This window comes from Cupriavidus gilardii, from assembly GCF_013314895.1.
In the GTDB taxonomy this organism is placed as follows: Bacteria; Pseudomonadota; Gammaproteobacteria; order Burkholderiales; family Burkholderiaceae; genus Cupriavidus; species Cupriavidus gilardii_C.
The window spans coordinates 15,792-33,331 of the sequence record NZ_JABTYE010000010.1; the positions used below are offsets into that span (position 1 = coordinate 15,792).

Consider the following 17,540-nt stretch of genomic DNA (forward strand, 5'->3'; position numbering starts at 1 on the left):
AGCGGAGCGCCCGATCATGTGGTTCACGCGTCTGTCGATCCGCAACCCGGTGATGGCCACCATGATGATGATGGCCTTCATCGTGATCGGGCTGTTCTCGTATCAGCGGCTGCCGGTCGACCAGTTTCCGGACATCACCTTCCCGATCGTCGTGGTGCAGACCGAATACCCGGGCGCGCCGCCCGAATCGGTCGAGTCCGACGTCACGCGCAAGGTCGAGGAGATCGTCAATACGATCTCGGGCATCGACGAGATCTTCTCGCACTCGTACCAGGGCACCTCGGTGGTCGTGATCAAGTTCGACCTGTCGGTCGACGTGGCGCAGGCCGCGCAGGACGTGCGCGACAAGATCGCGCTGATCCGCCCGCAATTTCGCGACGAAGTGGAAGAGCCGCGCGTGCTGCGCTACGACCCGTCGGACGCGCCGATCTTCCATCTGTCGGTATCGAACGCGCCCGGCTCCGCGCGCAGCCAGCGCGAGCTGACCACCATCGCCGACCAGATCGTGCGCAAGCGGCTGGAGACGGTGCGCGGCGTCGGCGCGATCAGCATCGTCGGCGGCACCAAGCGCGAGATCGAGATCCGCATCCGCCCCGCCCAGCTCGAAGCGCTGGGTATCGGCGTCGATCAGGTGATGAACGCGATCCGCAACGAGAACCAGGAGCTGCCGGCGGGCGAGCTGCGTTCGTCGGCGACCGAGACCGTGGTGCAGATCAAGGGCCGCGTGGTCGATCCGGCCGCGTTCAGGCAGATCATCGTCGCGCGTCGCGGCAATCAGCCGGTCACGCTCGAGCAGGTTGCCGAGGTGCGCGACGGCGAGCAGGAACAGGAGAGCCTGGCACTGCTGGGCGGCAAGCGCGCGCTGTTTCTGTCGGTGGTCAAGGCGCAGGGGCAGAACACCGTCGATACGGTCGACGGCCTGATCCGCATGACCGACGAGGTGCGCAAGCTGGTGCCCGCCGGCGTGCAGCTGACCGTGATCAACGACAGCGCGCGCGGCATCCGGCGCAGCGTCGACGAGGTCCGCTCGACGCTGCTCGAAGGCGCCTTCCTGACGGTGGCGATCGTCTTCCTGTTCCTCGGCTCGTGGCGCAGCACGGTGATCACCGGCCTGACGCTGCCGATCGCGCTGATCGGCACCTTCGGCGTGATGTACCTGTTCGGCTTCACGCTGAACGTGATCACGCTGATGGCGCTGTCGCTGTGCGTCGGCCTGCTGATCGACGACGCCATCGTGGTGCGCGAGAACATCGTGCGGCACAACCTGATGGGCAAGAACCACCGCGCCGCGGCGCTCGACGGCACCGAGGAGATCGGCCTGGCGGTGCTGGCGACGACCTTCTCGATCGTCGCGGTGTTCCTGCCGGTCGGCTTCATGGGCGGCATCATCGGCCGCTTCTTCCATCAGTTCGGCATCACCGTGGTCGCCGCGGTGATGATCTCGATGTTCGTGTCGTTCACGCTGGACCCGATGCTGTCCTCGGTCTGGCACGATCCGGACCTGCACGGCACCGGCAACAAGCGCAGCTGGTACGGACGCAGCATCGGCCGGCTGCTGGACTGGTTCTCGGCGCGGATGGACGCGCTCGGCCACGGCTACGGCGCGATGCTGGGCTGGGCGCTGAAGCACCGGCTGGCGACGGCGCTGATCGCCGTGGCGACCTTCTTCGGCAGCTTCGCGCTGGTGCCGCTGATCGGTACCGAGTTCGTGCCGAACGCCGACCTGGGCGAGACGCAGATCGGCTTTACCACGCCGGTCGGCACGGCGCTGGAGGTCACCGAGGCCAAGGTGCGGCAGGTCGAGGCCGCGCTGCGCGAATTCCCGGAGGTCGCCTACACCTACGCCACCATCAATGCCGGCAACACGTCGGGCCGCAACAATGCGCTGGTATCGGTCCGGCTGGTCGACCGCAAGCAGCGCGAGCGGACCACCGCCGAGCTCAATCCCTTGATCCGCGAGCGGATGAACCGCATCGCCGGCATCACGCTGACGATGGTCGGCATGCCCGATGGCGCCGGGGGGCAGAAGGCGATCCAGGTCTCGCTGCAGGGCGACGACCTCGGCGAACTGAAGCGGCTGTCGGAGGAGGCGTCGCGCCGGATGCGGGCGATTCCGGGGCTGGTCGATCTCGATTCGAGCATGAAGGACGATCGCCCCACGGTGGAGGTGCGCATCCGTCGCGAGCTGGCCTCGGATCTGGGCATCGGCATCACGCAGATCGGCAATGCCTTGCGGCCGCTGCTGGCGGGCGATGCGATCAGCAGCTGGCGCGCGCCGGACGACGAGAACTACGACGTGCGCGTGCGGCTGCCGAAGGACGCGCGCACCGGCATGGCGGACCTGTCCGCGCTGATGATCGCCAGCACGCAAACCAACCCCGACGGCTCGCCCAGGATGGTGCCGCTGCGCCAGATCGCCGAGCTGGTGCCGACCACCGGCGCCAACCAGATCAGCCGCCGCGACCTCAATCGCGAGGTGGAGCTGACCGCGAATACGGCCGGACGGTCGCAGGGCGAGGTGGCGCGCGACATCCAGCATGCGCTCGACGGCATGACCTGGCCGGTCGGCTACAAGTACCGCTTCGGCGGCTCGACCAAGTCGATGAACGAATCGTTCGGCTACGCGGTGTCGGCGCTCGCGCTGGCGGTGATCTTCATCTACATGATCCTGGCCTCGCAGTTCGCCAGCTTCTTCCAGCCGATCGCCATCATGACGTCGCTGCCGCTGACGCTGATCGGCGTGTTCGCGGCGCTGCTGCTGTTCGGCTCGACGCTGAACATGTTCTCGATCATCGGCTTCATCATGCTGATGGGCCTGGTCACCAAGAACGCGATCCTGCTGGTGGACTTCGCCAACCAGGCCAGGCGCGGCGAGCATGGCAAGGCGCCGCTGTCGCGCGAGGCCGCGCTGGTCGAGGCCGCCCGCGTGCGGCTGCGCCCGATCCTGATGACCACGCTGGCCATGATCTTCGGCATGGTGCCGCTGGCCTTCAGCCTTGGCGAAGGCGCCGAGCAGCGCGCACCGATGGGACAGACGGTAATCGGCGGCATCATCACGTCGTCGATCCTGACGCTGGTGGTAGTGCCGGTGATCTACACCTACCTGGACGATCTGGGGGCCTGGCTGGCGCGGCGCTGGCGTGGCGAGGCGGCAACGCCGGCATCGCAGGGCGAGGCCGAAGCGGCCGCGGAAACAGACCACGCCCCCGCCGCCGACCCGGCCTCGCCGGCCCACGGGCGGCCGGCGAGCGCGGAATGACGGCCCGATGCACCAGCGCCGTGCATGCCGCCCCCCCCCCGCTCCGGTCGGATGCCCCGGCGTCACGCCGGGGAGTTAAAATGTCGGGTTTGACGGAATTCCCCGGCCCGAGGCACCGCGCGGCCGGAACACGAAACACATAGCGGTTGGCATAGCAAGGAAGGCAAGATGGACCTCGAAAAAGCCCGATTCAACATGATCGAACAGCAGATCCGGCCCTGGGACGTGCTGGATCAGGAAATCCTCGACCTGCTGGCCGTGGTCAAGCGCGAGCAGTTCGTGCCCACGGCCTACCAGGCGCTGGCCTTCGTCGACACGGAAATCCCGCTGCCGGGCGGTCAGAACATGCTGGCCCCGCGCGTCGAGGCCCGCGTGCTGCAGGAGCTGGGCGTGCGCAAGCACGAGAACGTGCTGGAGATCGGCGCGGGTTCCGGTTACATGGCCGCGCTGCTGGCCCATCGCGCCCGCCACGTGCTGACCGTCGACATCCGCCCCGAGCTGGCCGCGCTGGCCCGCGAGAACCTCTCCAGGGCCGGCATCGTCAATGTCGAGGTCGCCGAGGGCAACGCCGCCGAAGGCTGGCCCGCCGGCGCCCCGTACGACGTGATCTGCATCTCGGGCTCGCTGCCGGTGGTGCCCGAAGCGATCCTGTCGCAGATCAAGGTCGGCGGGCGCATCGCCGCCTTCGTCGGCACGCTGCCCGTGATGGAAGCGCAGCTGATCACGCGCGTGTCCGAGACCGAATACCAGACCGTCAATCTGTTCGAGACCGCGGTCGCCCCGCTGACCGGCGTCAAGGCGCCGTCGCGCTTCCAGTTCTGAGCCGGAAACCACCATGCAGCAAATTACCGCCACCGAGTTGTCCCAATGGCTGGGCGACCCCAACCGCGCCAAGCCGGTGCTGCTCGACGTGCGCGAGGACTGGGAAGTCCAGACCTGCGCGCTGCCCGGCATCACGCATATCCCGATGGGCCAGATCGTCGCGCGGGCGGCGGAGCTCGACCCGGACGCCGAAGTCGTCTGCGTCTGCCATCACGGCGGCCGCAGCATGCAGGTGGCCAACTTCCTGGAGCGGCAGCACGGCTTCGGCAAGGTCTACAACCTGAGCGGCGGCGTGCATGCGTGGGCCGAGCAGGTCGATCCCGCGATGCCGAAGTACTGAGCGGACGCTAACCGTCGGCCGCGCCGCGTCCGACAAGCTGGAGACGTCATGAGGTTTGCGCTGTGTCCCGCGCGGAGTGCCGCGCATGCTGTTGCGTCGAATGGTGTGTCCGAGGGCCTGTCGGACGGTCTGCGGGATCGTCGTCCACAGGGCCTGCCGGGCGCCATCTCCGGCGTCGCCTTGGCGCTGTGCCTGGCCGCCCTGCTGCCCTTGCCGGCCGGCGCGGCCGACCTGCTGCAGGTCTATCGCGAAGCGCAGTCCAACGACGCCCAGTTCGCCAGCGCGCGCGCCCAGCTTGCCGCCTCGCAGGAACGGTTGCCGCAAGGCCGTGCCGGCCTGCTGCCGCAGATCAATGGCGTGGCCGGCGTCACGCGCACCAAGATCGACCAGAGCGCGCCGATCGACGCCAACCGCTTCCTCAACAACAAGAACTGGGCGCTGCAGCTGACCCAGCCGCTGTTCCGCTGGGACCGCTGGGAAACCTACAAGCAGGGCGAACTGGCCGCGCTGGCAGGCGAAGTCACCTTCAGCCAGGCGCAACTGGACCTGATCACGCGCACCGCGCAGGCCTATTTCGACGTGTTGGCCGCGCAGGACAACCTGTATCTGGCCGGCGCGCAAAAGCGCGCGATCGCCGAGCAGCTCGAGCAAGCCAAGCGCAATTTCGAGGTCGGCACCGCCACCATCACCGACACCAACGACGCGCAGGCCCGCTATGACCTTGCCGTCTCGACCGAGATCGCCGCGCAGAACGAGCTCGAAGTCCGGCGCGCGACGCTGCAGCAGATCACCGGCAGACCGGTCGACGAATTGATGGGGCTGCGCCCGGCGGCCGATATCCCGGGCCCGCAGCCGGCCGACGTCAATCTGTGGGCGCAGCAGGCCGAACTGACGAATCCGCAGGTCAGCCTGGCCCGCTACAACCTCGAAACGGCGCAGCGCGAATACAACAAGGCGCGTGCCGGCCATCTGCCTTCGGTCGATCTGGTGGCCTCGTACGGCTATCAGGATTCATCCGGCCTGATACAGCAGCAGGTCAATGTCGCCAGCCGCTACAACAGCGCGCAGATCGGCGTGCAGCTGACCATTCCGATCTACGCCGGCGGCCAGATCCAGTCCCGTGCGCGCGAAACGCTGGCGCTGGCAGACCGCGCCGCCAGCGACCTCGAATTCGCCCGCCGCACCGCGGCGCAGAACGCGCGGCAGACCTTCTCCGGCGTGTCCAACGGACTGGCCCAGGTGCGCGCGCTGGAGGCCGCGGAACGCTCGGCGCAGACCGCGGTGGAATCGAACCGGCTCGGCTACGAGGTGGGGGTGCGCATCAACATCGACGTGCTGAACGCCGAGGCCCAGCTGTTCTCGACCCGCCGCGACCTCGCCCGCGCGCGCTACGACACCATCATGAACGGCCTGCGCCTGAAGGCCGCCACCGGCTCGCTCAGCGAAGACGACCTGGTGCAGATCAACACGCTGCTGACCTTGCCCCCGGGCTCGATGTACAAGCTGCCCGAGCCGCCGAAGGCGGCGGCGCCGGGGGCGAAACCGGCGCGGACGGCAAAGCGCGGTTAAGCAGATCTGTCCGGCAGCGCAACGCAGCGTAGGCCACCGGTATGATCACCACCCTCGCCATCGCCAACTACCGCTCCATCCGCGAGCTCGTCATGCCGCTGGGGCGGCTCAATGTGGTCAGCGGCCAGAACGGAACCGGCAAGTCGAATCTGTATCGTGCGCTGCGGCTGCTGGCCGCGACTGCGCAAGGCGGTGTGGTGGCGGCGCTGGCGCGTGAAGGCGGCATGCAATCGACGCTGTGGGCCGGCCCCGAAACGATCTCCCGGGCGATGCTGCGCGGCGAACAGCCGGTGCAGGGCACGGTGCGCCAGCATCCCGTGGCGCTGCGACTGGGCTTCGCCTCGGACGAGTTCGGTTATGCGATCGAACTCGGGCTGCGGCAGGCGATCGATTCGATATTCACGCTGGACCCGGACATCAAGCGCGAATCCATCTGGCATGGCGAGTCGCCGCATCCGTCTTCGCTGCTGGTCGACCGGCGCGGCGCGGCCGTGCGGGCGCGCGACGACAAGGGGCGGTGGCAAAGCCTGCCGCTGCCCTTGCGCGGCTTCGACAGCATGCTGACCGAATACGCGGACCGCCGCAGCACGCCTGAGATGCTGACCGTGCGCGAGCAGGTCCGCTCATGGCGTTTCTACGATCATTTCCGTACCGATGCCGATGCGCTGGCACGCCAGCCGCAGGTCGGCACGCATACGCCGGTGCTGTCGGACGATGGCCGCGATCTGGCCGCGGCGCTGCAGACGATCCGCGAGATCGGCGATCGGGAGGCCTTGAACGAATGCATCGACGATGCGTTTCCGGGCTCGCGCATCGAGATCGGCGCGCAGGACGGCCGTTTCGAGCTGCTGCTGTGGCAGCCCGGCATGCTGCGGCCACTGCGCGCCGCGGAGCTGTCCGACGGCACGCTGCGCTATCTGCTGCTGGCGGCGGCCCTGCATACGCCCCGCCCGCCGGAACTGCTGGTGCTCAACGAACCCGAGACGAGCCTGCATGCCGATCTGCTGCCGGCGCTGGGCCGCATGATCGGCAAGGCCGCGCAACGCTCGCAGGTCATCGTGGTTTCGCATGCGGCCCGGCTGATCGCGGCGCTCGAGCAGCAGCCCGACAGCCAGTCGATCGTGCTGGAGAAGCAGCTGGGGCAGACGCAGGTTGCGGGCCTCAGCGATCTGCAGCGGCCGGCGTGGAGCTGGTTGCCGCGTTAGCGGAGATTGGGGCACTGCTGCCCTCTCCCCCGGCCCCTCTCCCGCAAGCGGGAGAGGGGAGAATCAGCAGCGGCTAGCGTGATGCCGGTTGGGTGCCCCCTCTCTCCCTCTCTCCCTCTCTCCCTCTGTCCATCCCTCAGGGGGACAAGGCCGGTGAGAAGGGTGGTTCGCTACCGCCCACGGTAAAGATAGCTTCGCTTCAATTGGCCCGCGTACGCCGCTGCACCTCCAGCAGCTCCCACCGGATCGTCGATGCGTCGGCCGGGGGATTGGGCACGCGGTACTCGCGCACGCGCAGCGTGTAGGCGATGCCGGGTTCGAAGTCGAGCCCTTCGATGGGTCCGTACCACAGCTGCCAGGCGCCATTGGGATCTTCGCGGAAGCGATAGCAGGTCTGCTTGCCGACGCCCGTGCATTCGACCCGCTGCGAGTCGATATAGACGATCTTCTCGACGCCAGGCGCGGCCTTGGCCTGCTGGTCGTCGAGCCGCTCGCCGCGACGGCCCACGCCCTCGCGCTCGACAAAATGCAGCAGATCGCCATCGGCGGTCTTCCAGATGATCTGACGACCGGTGGAGCCTGCGGACGGCTGCGTGCCGACCGTCGTGAACGGCGACTGCATGGCCTTCAGCAGGCCGTTTTCCACCTCCATCAGCGGCGCGGGGCAAGCGCGGCGCGTGGTGGCGACGCGATCGAAGCGCATGCCGCTGTCGGTCTTGCCGTAGCTGCCGGTCATGCGGTTGCAACCGGTGTTGCCAGTCACCGTGCCTTGCGCCGCATCGATGCCGGCGTTGAACTCGAACAGCACCGGCTCGCCGTTATCGCCGTGCGGGATCTGTTTCAGCGAGCCGTCGGGCATCTGCCAGCGCACCAGCTCCCAGCGGCTGGGACCGCCGGGTCGGGTCTCGCTCAAGGTCGGCGTCGCCGACGGCGAGTCGGGGGCCGGCGCGGTGGCGCAGCCGGTCATCGCCGCGCCCAGCAGCGCTGCGGCCGCGGCGGCGGTACCCATGCGGAAGGACAGGGACATCGGTTCGCTCCTCGGGTTGGCGGGATGCATCGAAGACGATCATGCATCCCGAAGCAAAGAGAATGCCGGACACGCCCGGCAAGTGTACGAAGTGTACGCAATCGTTTTGACGTGGCCGGGATCAGCGAGTGCCCGGGCTTGCGGCCGGCGCGGACCCGTCGGCTGCATCGCCGGCATCGCCGGTCCTGGCGGGCGCGGGCAGCGCGGGCACCAATGCCTCGACCGTGCGCGAAGTCGCGCCGCGATGCTCGCCGGCAAAGGCGCGCGCCTGCGTCTGCATGCGCGCCAGCCGCTCGCGATCGGACAGCAGCACCGCGGCGGTATGCATCAGCTGCTCGGCACTGTCGACCCGCAGGCAGGCACCGGCGGCGATCGCGTCGTCGGTGGCCTGGGCGAAATTGAAGGTATGCGGGCCGATCAGCACCGGCGTGCCGACGGCGCAGGCCTCGATCAGGTTCTGACCGCCCAGCGGCAGCAGGCTGCCGCCGATAAAGGCGACATCCGATGCCGCGAAATACATGGCCATCTCGCCCATCGAATCGCCCAGCAGCACGTCGGCCTCGATCGGCTGATCGAGCTGATCCTCGCTCAGCGCACTGCGGCGCTGCAGCGTGAAGCCGGTCTGCGTGACCATCGCCGCCACCGCATCGAAGCGCTGCGGGTGGCGCGGCACCAGCAGCAGCGCCGGCGGACGCTGGTCGCCCGAACCCTTGCCCCACACCTCGCCGCACAGCTTGCGCCAGCGCGAAAGCGCGTCCAGCAACATCGCTTCCTCGCCCTCGCGCGTGCTCGCCGCGGCCAACACCGGCCGCGTGCCGAAGGCCCGGCGCAGCCGTCGTCCGCGCTCGATCTGTTCGGCCGATGGCTGCATGTCGAACTTCAGATTGCCGGTCACGCGCACCGCCGCCACGCCCAGCGCCCGAAAGCGTTCCGCATCGCCCTGGGTCTGCGCCAGCACCTCGGTAAAGTCCGCATACATCGCGGCCGCGGCGCGCCCGAAGCGCGCGGTACGGCGGAAGCTGCGTGGCGACAGCCGGGCATTGACCAGATACAGCGGCACGCCAGCCAGGCGCGCACCGCGCACCAGGTTCGGCCAGACCTCGGTCTCCATCAGCATGCCGGCCTCCGGCCGGAAATGCGCCAGGAAACGCCGCACCAGCGCCGGCACGTCGTACGGCAGGTAGCACTGCACCAGCCGCGGCTCCTTGCCGAACAACTCGGCGCCGGTCTGGCGGCCGGTCGGTGTCATATGGGTCAGCACGATGCGATGGCCGGGATAGGCGGCCAGCAGCCGCGCGATCAGCGGTTGCGCGGCGCGCGTTTCGCCGACGGAGACCGCATGAACCCAGATCCACGGGCCCTGCGTCGGCAGCCCATCGTAGCGCCCGAGCCGTTCGCCGACGTGCCGCAGATAGCCGGGCTCCTTGCGCGCGCGCCACGCCAGCCGTGCCAGTGCGGCCGGCAGGATCAAACCCCAGGCCAGGTTGTACAGAACACGCAACAGCATCAGCCTTCCCGTCCAAGCCCGCGCACGCGGCGCGCCGCGGCATGGACCTCCTCGACCGTCGGCGCCTCGCCGTCGTCGCCGACATTGGCGATGCGCGGCGACCAATAGCCCTCGGTCTTCCAGCGCCAGGTCGCGGTATAGATTTCCACGGTCGGCCGGCACAGCGCCGCGGCGATATGCACCAGGCCCGTGTCGACACCGACCACCAGTTCGGCGCGATTGATCAGGCCGAAGCCCTGCATCACCGTGAAGCGCGGCAGCACGCGCGAGCCGGGCACACCGGCGGCGATGCGCTCGGCGGCATGCCGCTCCGCCTCGTTGCCCCAGGGCAGCATCACCGCCAACCCCTCGGCGAACAGCCGCCGGCCAAGCTCATGCCAGTGTTCCAGCGGCCAGCGCTTCTTCGCGCCGGCGGTCGCATGGAAGCACACCGCGTAGCGCGTCGGCAGGTCCGACCACAGCGGATCGTTGGCATGCAGCAGGCGCGCCTCGTCGCCAAAGAAGCGCGGCGGCTCGGCCGGGGCCACGCCGGTCAGCGCGGCACCGAGCAGGCGCGAGCGCCTCACCGAATGGGTCTGCAGCGGAACCTGGACCGGATCGGTGTAGAACAGCCGCGAGGCCGGTTCGTAGCCCGAGCCCTGCGTCGCATTGGCCAGGCCGATCACCGGTGCGCCCGCATGGCGGCGTGCGATGCGAGAGACCACCGCGGTCTTCAGCAGACCCTGCGTCTCGATCACCGCGTCGTAGGCGTCCTCGCGCAGCGCGCGACGGAAAGCCGCCAACTCGCCCCACACCGCGCCGGAGAACAGCCCCTTGCGCCAGCGCCGCAGCGCGAATGGAATCACGCGCCGCACCTGCGGCAGCAGACGCACCAGTTCGACATAGCCCTCCTCGACCACCCAGTCGATCTCGCAACCGGGCCAGCGCGCGCGCAGATCGTGGATCAACGGCATGTTGTGCACGACGTCGCCAAGCGAGGACACCTTGACCACCAGGATGCGCGGCCGCTCCGGCATGCGCACGCCCAGCGGGCGCGGCATGCCGGCAACCTCGATCGCTTCGGCGGCGGCGCTGTCCTGCAACGGAACTGCCGGTTCGACCGGCATCCGCTCAGAACGGCAGCTGGGCATCCGGCTTCTCGGCCAGGATCACGCGCTTGAACTCCGCCTGAATGCGGGCCAGCGCGGCGTCGTTATCGGCCTCGAAGCGCATCACCACCACGGGCGTGGTGTTCGACGGACGGGCCAGCCCGAAACCGTCGGGATATTCGACCCGCACGCCGTCGATCGTGATGACCTCGCGCGCGCCTTCGAACCTGGCATTGGCGCGGATCTTGTCGAGCAGCGTGAAGGGCTCGCCCTCGGCGCACTTGAGCTGCAGCTCGGGCGTGCAGAGGGAATTGGGCAGCGCGTTGAGCACCGCGCTGGGATCGTCATGCCGCGACAGGATTTCGAGCAGGCGCGCGCCGGTGTAGAGGCCGTCGTCGAAGCCGTACCAGCGATCCTTGAAGAACACGTGGCCGCTCATCTCGCCGGCGATCGGCGCGCCGGTTTCCTTCAGCTTGGCCTTGACCAGCGAATGGCCGGTCTTCCACATCAGCGGCTCGCCCCCATGCTCGCGGATCCACGGGGCCAGCTTGCCGGTGCACTTGACGTCGTAGATGATCTGCTGGCCGGGATTGTGCGACAGGATCTCCTGCGCGAACAGCATCAGCTGGCGATCGGGGAAGATGACCTGGCCGTCCTTGGTGACCACGCCGAGCCGGTCGCCGTCGCCGTCGAAGGCCAGGCCCAGCTCGTTGTCCGTCTCACGCAGGCACCGCATCAGGTCCTGCAGGTTCTCCAGATGCGCCGGGTCGGGATGGTGGTTGGGGAAGTTGCCATCGACGTCGCAGAACAGCTCGGTCACTTCGCAGCCCAGCGCACGGAACAGATCGCCGACGAAGGCGCCGGCCACGCCGTTGCCCGCATCCAGCGCGATCTTCATCGGCCGCGCCAGCTTCACGTCGCTGGCGATGCGGTCCAGATACTGCTGGCGGATGTCGACCTGCTGGTAGGCGCCCGCACCGCTGGCAAAGCGCTCGTCGACGATGCGCTGGCGCAGGCCCTGGATCTGCTCGCCGTAGATCGCCTTGCCGGCCAGCACCATCTTGAAGCCGTTGTAATCGGGCGGGTTATGGCTGCCGGTGACCATGATGCCGGAGGTCGCGCGGCGGCCGGCGAGTTCGATATTGGTACCGAAGTACACCATCGGCGTGGCGACCATGCCGAGGTCGATCACGTCCATGCCGGCGGCGCGCAGGCCCTCGACCAGCGCCGACAGCAGATCCGGTCCGGACAGGCGCCCGTCGCGGCCGACGACGACCGCGGTCTCGCCGGCCTCGGCGGCAGCGGAACCGAAGGACAGGCCAATGGCACGGGCGACGTCGCGAGTCAGGGTCTTGCCGACGATGCCGCGGATGTCGTAAGCCTTGAAGATGGAGGGGTCGATTTGCATGCAGCTTCCTGGAAGTGAAGGGAGCGGGCGCCCGCCAAGGGCAGGCAACCAGGCAGTTCGTATGCCCTGCCATGTGCCCGAAACGGCGCGCCAAAACCTGTATTTTGCCGGATTGCGATCAGGCACGGCAGTTATAATCGGTTCGGCCGGGCAGTTCGGTGTCCTGACACACGCCATCGCACGCATGATTTGCTGCAACGCCCGCCGCAATTTTGGCCGCCAGTTGGGCGCCAATTGGCCGCCATTTCCGATATCGCGCCCTCCTGCCACCGTGCCCTTGTCGCCGCGCTCGTTTCCCCATTTTCCGGCGCGCCGGTCCCTGCGCCGGTCCACGCGTTTGTCCGAGCCCCAGCCCTTGCCTTCATCCGCCCTGCCCGCGGATATGCAACAGGCCGGGCGGCCCCGCATCGCCTACCTGATCACCAATTCGGAGATCGGCGGCGCGCAGGCCCACGTGGCCACGCTGCTGGAGGCGCTAGGCGACCGTGTGCAAGCCATCGTGCTGGCCGGGGGCGACGGCCCGCTGCTGACCGTCGCCCAGGCGCTCGGCGCCCAGACCATCCGCCTGTCCCTGCTCGACAACGCGCTGTCGCCCGTGCGCGCGGCCGCTGCGCTGCACGAACTGATGCGGGCTTTGCGCGAGGCGGATCCGGACCTGATCCATGCACACAGCGCCAAGGCGGGTGCCCTGGGGCGACTGGCCGGTTGGCTGCTCGGCATCCCGGTCGTCTATACCGTGCACGGCTTCGGCTTCAAGCCCGCCGCGCCGCGCCGGCAACGGCTCGCGGCTCGCGTAGCCGAATGGCTGCTGGCCCCGCTGACCGCGCGGCTGATCTGCGTGGCGCAGGCCGAGCGCGAACTGGCGCGGCGCCTGCCCCTGCCGGCCCGGCGGATCGCCGTGATCCACAACGGCATCGCCGATGTCCCCGAGCGCGCGGACGCTGGCGCCCCAATGCATCGCATCGTGATGGTTGCACGCTTTGCCGCCCCGAAGCGGCCCGATCTGCTGATCCGCGCCTTCGCCCAACTGGCCGGTTCCGCGCTGGCCGGCTGCGAACTGGTGATCGCCGGCGATGGCCCGCAACTGCCGGCCATGCGGGCGCTTGCCGAACGGCTTGCCCCCGGCCGCGTGGTGCTCCCCGGCAACGTCGCGGCGGTGCCCGCGCTGCTGGCATCGGCCCAGGCCTTCGTGCTGGCCTCGGACCACGAGGGCTTTCCGCTGTCGATTCTGGAAGCGATGCGCGCCGGCCTGCCGGTCGTCGCCACCGATTTGCCCGGTATCCGCGAACAGCTCGACGACGGCCGCTGCGGACTGCTGTGCAAGCCGGACAGCGTACCGGCGCTGGCCGATGCGCTGACGCGGCTGGCCAGCGACGCCACGCTGCGGATGTCGCTCGGGACGGCCGCACGCCAACGCTGGTCGCTTCACTATGGCGTGACGGCGATGGCCGATGCGACCTGGTCGATCTACAGTCGGCTTCTGCCCGCCCCCGCGGGCGCTACCGGGCCGCTGGCCCGGGACAGGGTCTGAGGGGATGCGCATGAACAAGGCATCGGGCAGCGCCCGTCCCGCTCTGACCATCCGCGCCCGCGGCTCCGAAACGATGCGCCGCGCCAGCCGCATGCTGGGCTGGGCCCTGCTCGGCCTGCTGCCGTTCGCGCTCAACATGGGACTGGCCGAGGCCGCCCATCAGGCCGGCTACGTGACCCACGTGTTCCCGCGCACGCTGCTGTGGTCGATCGCGCCGTATCTGCTCGCCTTCGTGCTGCTGCACCGCTCGCTGCATCTGCCGGCGATGGAAGGCAACAGCCTGGTCGGGCTCGCGGCGACCCTGCCCTTCGTTGCGCTGCTGTTCGCCTTCGCCGCCTTCCAGATTCCGTACTCGCGAGGCGCGCTGCTGCTCGGCTATCTGACCACGCTGGCGTGGATCTGGGCCGGCTATCGGCGCTATGTGCAGAACTACGTGCCGGTGTTCGGCTACACCGATCCCGCGGCGCTGGCCCAATTGCAGCAGCTGCTGGCGATGCCGGGCGCGCTGCCGCCGGGCCGCACACGCTTCGAGCCGATCGCATCGATCGAGGACGCGGTGCACTGCGACGGCCTGATGCTCGACCGCAGCGCCGCCGCGGACCCGGAACGCACACGGCTGCTGGCGCGCTACAAGATGAGCCACGTGCGGATCTACTCGGTCGAGCGGGTCGGGGAGATGCTGACCGGCCGGCTGGGACTCGACCATATCGACGAGAACTTCCTCGACGATCATGCCGCGCATTATTTCTACGGCTACCTGAAGCGCTTCATCGATGTCGCCACGGTGCTGTGCCTGGCGCCGTTCGCCTTGCCCGCCGCGCTCGCCGTGGCGGTGGCCATCCGCATGGATTCCTCCGGCCCGGCGCTGTTCCGGCAGACACGCGTCGGCCTGCTGGGCAAGCCGTTCACGATGCTGAAGTTCCGCAGCATGGAGAGCGCGCCGCAGGAGACCGCCCGCTTCGCCGCCCGGCGCGATCCTCGCGTGACGCGCGTCGGCCGCGTCATCCGCAAATACCGGCTCGACGAGATTCCGCAGTTGTGGAACGTGCTGACCGGGGACATGAGTTTGATCGGACCGCGTCCCGAACAGGTGCCGCTGGTCGAGCGCTTTGCCGACACGATCCCCTACTACCCGTACCGGCATCTGGTACGGCCTGGACTGTCCGGCTGGGCGCAGGTCCAGCAGGGCTATGCGGGCACGCATGAAGAGACCGTGACCAAGCTGAGCTACGACCTGTATTACGTCAAGCATTGCAGCTTCGCGCTGGATTTACTGGTGGCGGTGAAGACGGTGCGGACGTTGTTGACTGGATATGGGGCGCGGTGATGCGGGGATCGGCCATGTCCCCCGCACCGATGCGCATCGTGTTGCTGACGACCGGACTGCGGTTGGGCGGCGCTGAGCAGCAGGTTGCGGCACTGGCCAGCCTCTTTGCGGCCCTGGGTCACGCCGTGATGGTCGTCAGCCTTACCGCCGGCCGCGAAGTCGCGCTGCCCGCCGGCGTCACCACCGTATCGCTCGGCATGACGAAGGCGCCCTGGTCGATTGCCGCCGCCCTGTTGCACGCGCGGCGCCTGGTGCGGCAATGGCAGCCTGATGTCCTGCACAGCCATATGGTCCACGCGAACCTGTTCGCTCGCGCTCTGGTTGCGCTGGGCGGCATGCCCCCGCTGGTCTGCACCGCGCACAGCGTGCGGGAGGGCGGCAAGGCGCGCATGCTGGCCTATCGCTGGACCGACCGGCTGGCCGCGCTGACCACGCACGTCAGCGCCGAAGGCAGGCAGCGCATGATCGCGCTGGGTGCCGTGCCGGAGCCGCGTATCACGGTCGTGCCGAATGGCATCGACACGCGGCGCTTTCGCCCGGACCCGGCCTTGCGCGCCGACACGCGCGCCGCGCTCGGCATCGCGCCAGGACAACGGCTGGTATTGCACGTCGGGCGGCTGGTGGAAGAGAAAAACCAGGCGCTGCTGCTCGACGCCTTCGCCCGTGTGGTGCAGCTTGGCGGCGCCGACGCCGACGTCCAGTTGCGCATCGCCGGGGACGGGCCATTGCGCAGTGCCCTGGCCGCGCGCATCGCCGCCCTTGGCTTGACTCGGCATGTGCAACTGCTAGGTACGCGGGACGATGTGCCGGGTCTGCTCAACGCCGCGGACCTGTTCGTACTGTCTTCCGATATCGAGGGCATGCCGCTCGTGGTGGGCGAAGCCCTCGCCTGCGGCTGCCCGGTCGTCGCGACGGACGCCGCCGGCGTGGCCCAGATGCTGGGCCATCACGGTCACATCGTGCCGCGCGCAGACGCGCCTGCCCTCGCCCGCGCCATGGTTGGGGCGCTCGAGACCGGGCGTGGCACCGCCGTCGACGAGGCGGCGCGGCATCGGCATATCGATACGACCCTGGGACTGGATGCCGTCAGCGCGCAGTGGCTGGCCTGCTACGGACGGCTCGCCGGCACGCGCCATGCCCGCACGGAGCTGGCCTGATGCGGCGGCGGGTAGCGGGAAATCTGCTTTGGATGCTGGCCGAACGTGGGCTGCAGGTGGTGGCCGGCATCGGCATTGTGGCGATGCTGGCGCGTGGCCTGGGGCCCGAGGGATTCGCGCATTTCCAGTATGCGCAGGCAGTCGTGACGATCGCGGCGTCGGTGGCGTTGATCTGCGGCGGTGAAGTCGTCGTGCCGTGGCTGGTGCGGGAGCCGGCCGTGGCGGCGCAGCATCGGCTGCTGAGCCACGCGTTTGTGCTGCGCGCGATGGCAGGCGCGGCGGGCTATGCGCTGATGTGCGGCTATCTCGCCCTGGTCGGTGCGGCACCGCAGGTCTGGATCGTCGCCCTGCTGCTCGGCGTCGCCATCCTGCTGCGCGAACCCGCCGGCGTCGTCAGCGCGTGGATGCAGGCGCATACCAATAACCGGCCGGGCACCGTTTTCAGCCTGGTGTCCTTGAGCCTGAAAGTCGCCGCGGTGGCCGGCCTGTTCATTGCCGGTACGGCTTCCGCCCCGGCATTTGCCATCGCCTTCGCCGCCGAGCCGGTGGTGCTGGCCGCCCTGCTCGGCGCCTACTACCTGCTGAAAGTCCCGCTGCGGCGAGTGCCGTTCGACACGCGCATGGCAGGGCAACTGCTGCGCGGCGGCATGCTGTTCTGGGTCAGCTTCATGACCATGATGGCGGTGCGGCGGGTCGATCAGCTGATTCTGCAGCCCGTGGTGTCGGCAGAGACATTCAGCGCCTATGCCGCCACCATGCAGATCCTGGACAACTACGCGGCCGCGGCGACGATCATTGCAGCGGGCGTCGCGCCGGTCTATGTCTACGCGAAAACCGATGCGCAGGCCGCACGGCGGAATATCGGATGGCTGGCCCTGCTGCTCGGCGGCGTAGGGCTGGCCGGCGCCACGGTGATCGCCGCGAGCTCCCATTGGATCGTCCACCTGCTCTACGGCGAGCGGTTCGGGGCCGCCATCGCGCTGCTCGGCGTCGCTGCGTTTGCCAGCGTGCTGCTGTTTGTCGATATGGCGCTGACGTTGCTGCCGGTGTATTTGAGAAAGCCGCAGTGGATCGCAGCGAAGTGGGCCGGCACGTTGGCCGTGGTACTGGCGTTCGATTTCGTTGCGGTGCCGCGGTATGGCGCGTGGGGGGCGGTGGCCGGTTATGCCCTGGGCAATGCCGCGGCGGTACTGGTGGGGCTCGGGATCTGGTGGCGATGCCGGCCGGTGGCGCGAGTGCGAGTGGCATGACTGGTCGCCAGGGGAGACCGACGGTCTGTTTTCTGACAGGCACTCTGAAT

At 68.8% G+C, this 17,540-nt stretch carries 13 protein-coding genes; 9 read left to right on the plus strand and 4 right to left on the minus strand.

The features are described from left to right. The first annotated feature begins 16 nt into the window (after positions 1 to 16). The 5 genes from HTY53_RS11685 (at position 17) to HTY53_RS11705 (ending at position 7,195) form a co-directional block, all read left to right on the plus strand. Entirely contained in the window at positions 17 to 3,259 is a 3,243-nt protein-coding gene (locus tag HTY53_RS11685) for an efflux RND transporter permease subunit (protein WP_174106753.1), read from the plus strand. A 168-nt stretch (positions 3,260 to 3,427) separates the two neighbouring features. Beyond that, positions 3,428 to 4,081 (plus strand): protein-L-isoaspartate O-methyltransferase family protein, encoded by a 654-nt coding sequence (locus HTY53_RS11690; RefSeq protein WP_174106754.1) that lies wholly within the window; start codon positions 3,428 to 3,430, stop codon positions 4,079 to 4,081. Between the two features lie 13 nt (positions 4,082 to 4,094). Next, the gene (locus HTY53_RS11695; protein WP_174106755.1) at positions 4,095 to 4,421 is read left to right on the plus strand and encodes a rhodanese-like domain-containing protein; all 327 of its coding nucleotides are present in this window, start codon (positions 4,095 to 4,097) and stop codon (positions 4,419 to 4,421) included. A gap of 48 nt (positions 4,422 to 4,469) precedes the next feature. After that, positions 4,470 to 5,990, plus strand: a complete 1,521-nt coding sequence (locus tag HTY53_RS11700) for a TolC family outer membrane protein (protein WP_254599921.1) — start codon at positions 4,470 to 4,472, stop codon at positions 5,988 to 5,990. Positions 5,991 to 6,031: 41 nt separating this feature from the next. Further along, the gene (locus tag HTY53_RS11705; protein WP_174106756.1) at positions 6,032 to 7,195 is read left to right on the plus strand and encodes an AAA family ATPase; all 1,164 of its coding nucleotides are present in this window, start codon (positions 6,032 to 6,034) and stop codon (positions 7,193 to 7,195) included. Positions 7,196 to 7,394: 199 nt separating this feature from the next. On the opposite strand, the gene HTY53_RS11710 is transcribed toward HTY53_RS11705, so the two are convergent. The 4 genes from HTY53_RS11710 to HTY53_RS11725 all read right to left on the minus strand — a co-directional run bounded on the left by HTY53_RS11710 (position 7,395) and on the right by HTY53_RS11725 (position 12,225). Continuing rightward, positions 7,395 to 8,222: an META and DUF4377 domain-containing protein gene (locus HTY53_RS11710; RefSeq protein ID WP_254599922.1), complete on the minus strand. Its 828-nt coding sequence runs from the start codon at positions 8,220 to 8,222 to the stop codon at positions 7,395 to 7,397. A gap of 121 nt (positions 8,223 to 8,343) precedes the next feature. Next, entirely contained in the window at positions 8,344 to 9,726 is a 1,383-nt protein-coding gene (gene waaA / locus HTY53_RS11715; RefSeq protein WP_174106874.1) for a lipid IV(A) 3-deoxy-D-manno-octulosonic acid transferase, read from the minus strand. A 2-nt stretch (positions 9,727 to 9,728) separates the two neighbouring features. Then, positions 9,729 to 10,859, minus strand: a complete 1,131-nt coding sequence (gene waaC / locus HTY53_RS11720) for a lipopolysaccharide heptosyltransferase I (protein WP_174106757.1) — start codon at positions 10,857 to 10,859, stop codon at positions 9,729 to 9,731. Beyond that, positions 10,840 to 12,225 (minus strand): phosphomannomutase/phosphoglucomutase, encoded by a 1,386-nt coding sequence (locus HTY53_RS11725; RefSeq protein ID WP_174106758.1) that lies wholly within the window; start codon positions 12,223 to 12,225, stop codon positions 10,840 to 10,842. The genes waaC and HTY53_RS11725 overlap by 20 nt, the downstream gene beginning before the upstream one ends. 382 nt (positions 12,226 to 12,607) lie before the next feature. Between HTY53_RS11725 and HTY53_RS11730 the strand changes: the two genes are divergently transcribed. The 4 genes from HTY53_RS11730 to HTY53_RS11745 are packed head-to-tail and all read left to right on the plus strand — an operon-like array spanning position 12,608 to position 17,490. After that, on the plus strand, positions 12,608 to 13,756 hold the full coding sequence (locus tag HTY53_RS11730) for a glycosyltransferase family 4 protein (protein WP_254599929.1): 1,149 nt from the start codon (positions 12,608 to 12,610) through the stop codon (positions 13,754 to 13,756). 10 nt (positions 13,757 to 13,766) lie between these two features. Next, on the plus strand, positions 13,767 to 15,083 hold the full coding sequence (locus tag HTY53_RS11735) for an exopolysaccharide biosynthesis polyprenyl glycosylphosphotransferase (RefSeq protein WP_174106760.1): 1,317 nt from the start codon (positions 13,767 to 13,769) through the stop codon (positions 15,081 to 15,083). A 14-nt stretch (positions 15,084 to 15,097) separates the two neighbouring features. Continuing rightward, positions 15,098 to 16,240, plus strand: coding sequence for a glycosyltransferase (locus HTY53_RS11740; RefSeq protein ID WP_254599923.1), 1,143 nt, complete (start codon positions 15,098 to 15,100; stop codon positions 16,238 to 16,240). After that, positions 16,240 to 17,490, plus strand: coding sequence for a lipopolysaccharide biosynthesis protein (locus HTY53_RS11745; RefSeq protein ID WP_174106761.1), 1,251 nt, complete (start codon positions 16,240 to 16,242; stop codon positions 17,488 to 17,490). The genes HTY53_RS11740 and HTY53_RS11745 overlap by 1 nt, the downstream gene beginning before the upstream one ends. The last annotated feature ends 50 nt before the right edge of the window (positions 17,491 to 17,540 follow it).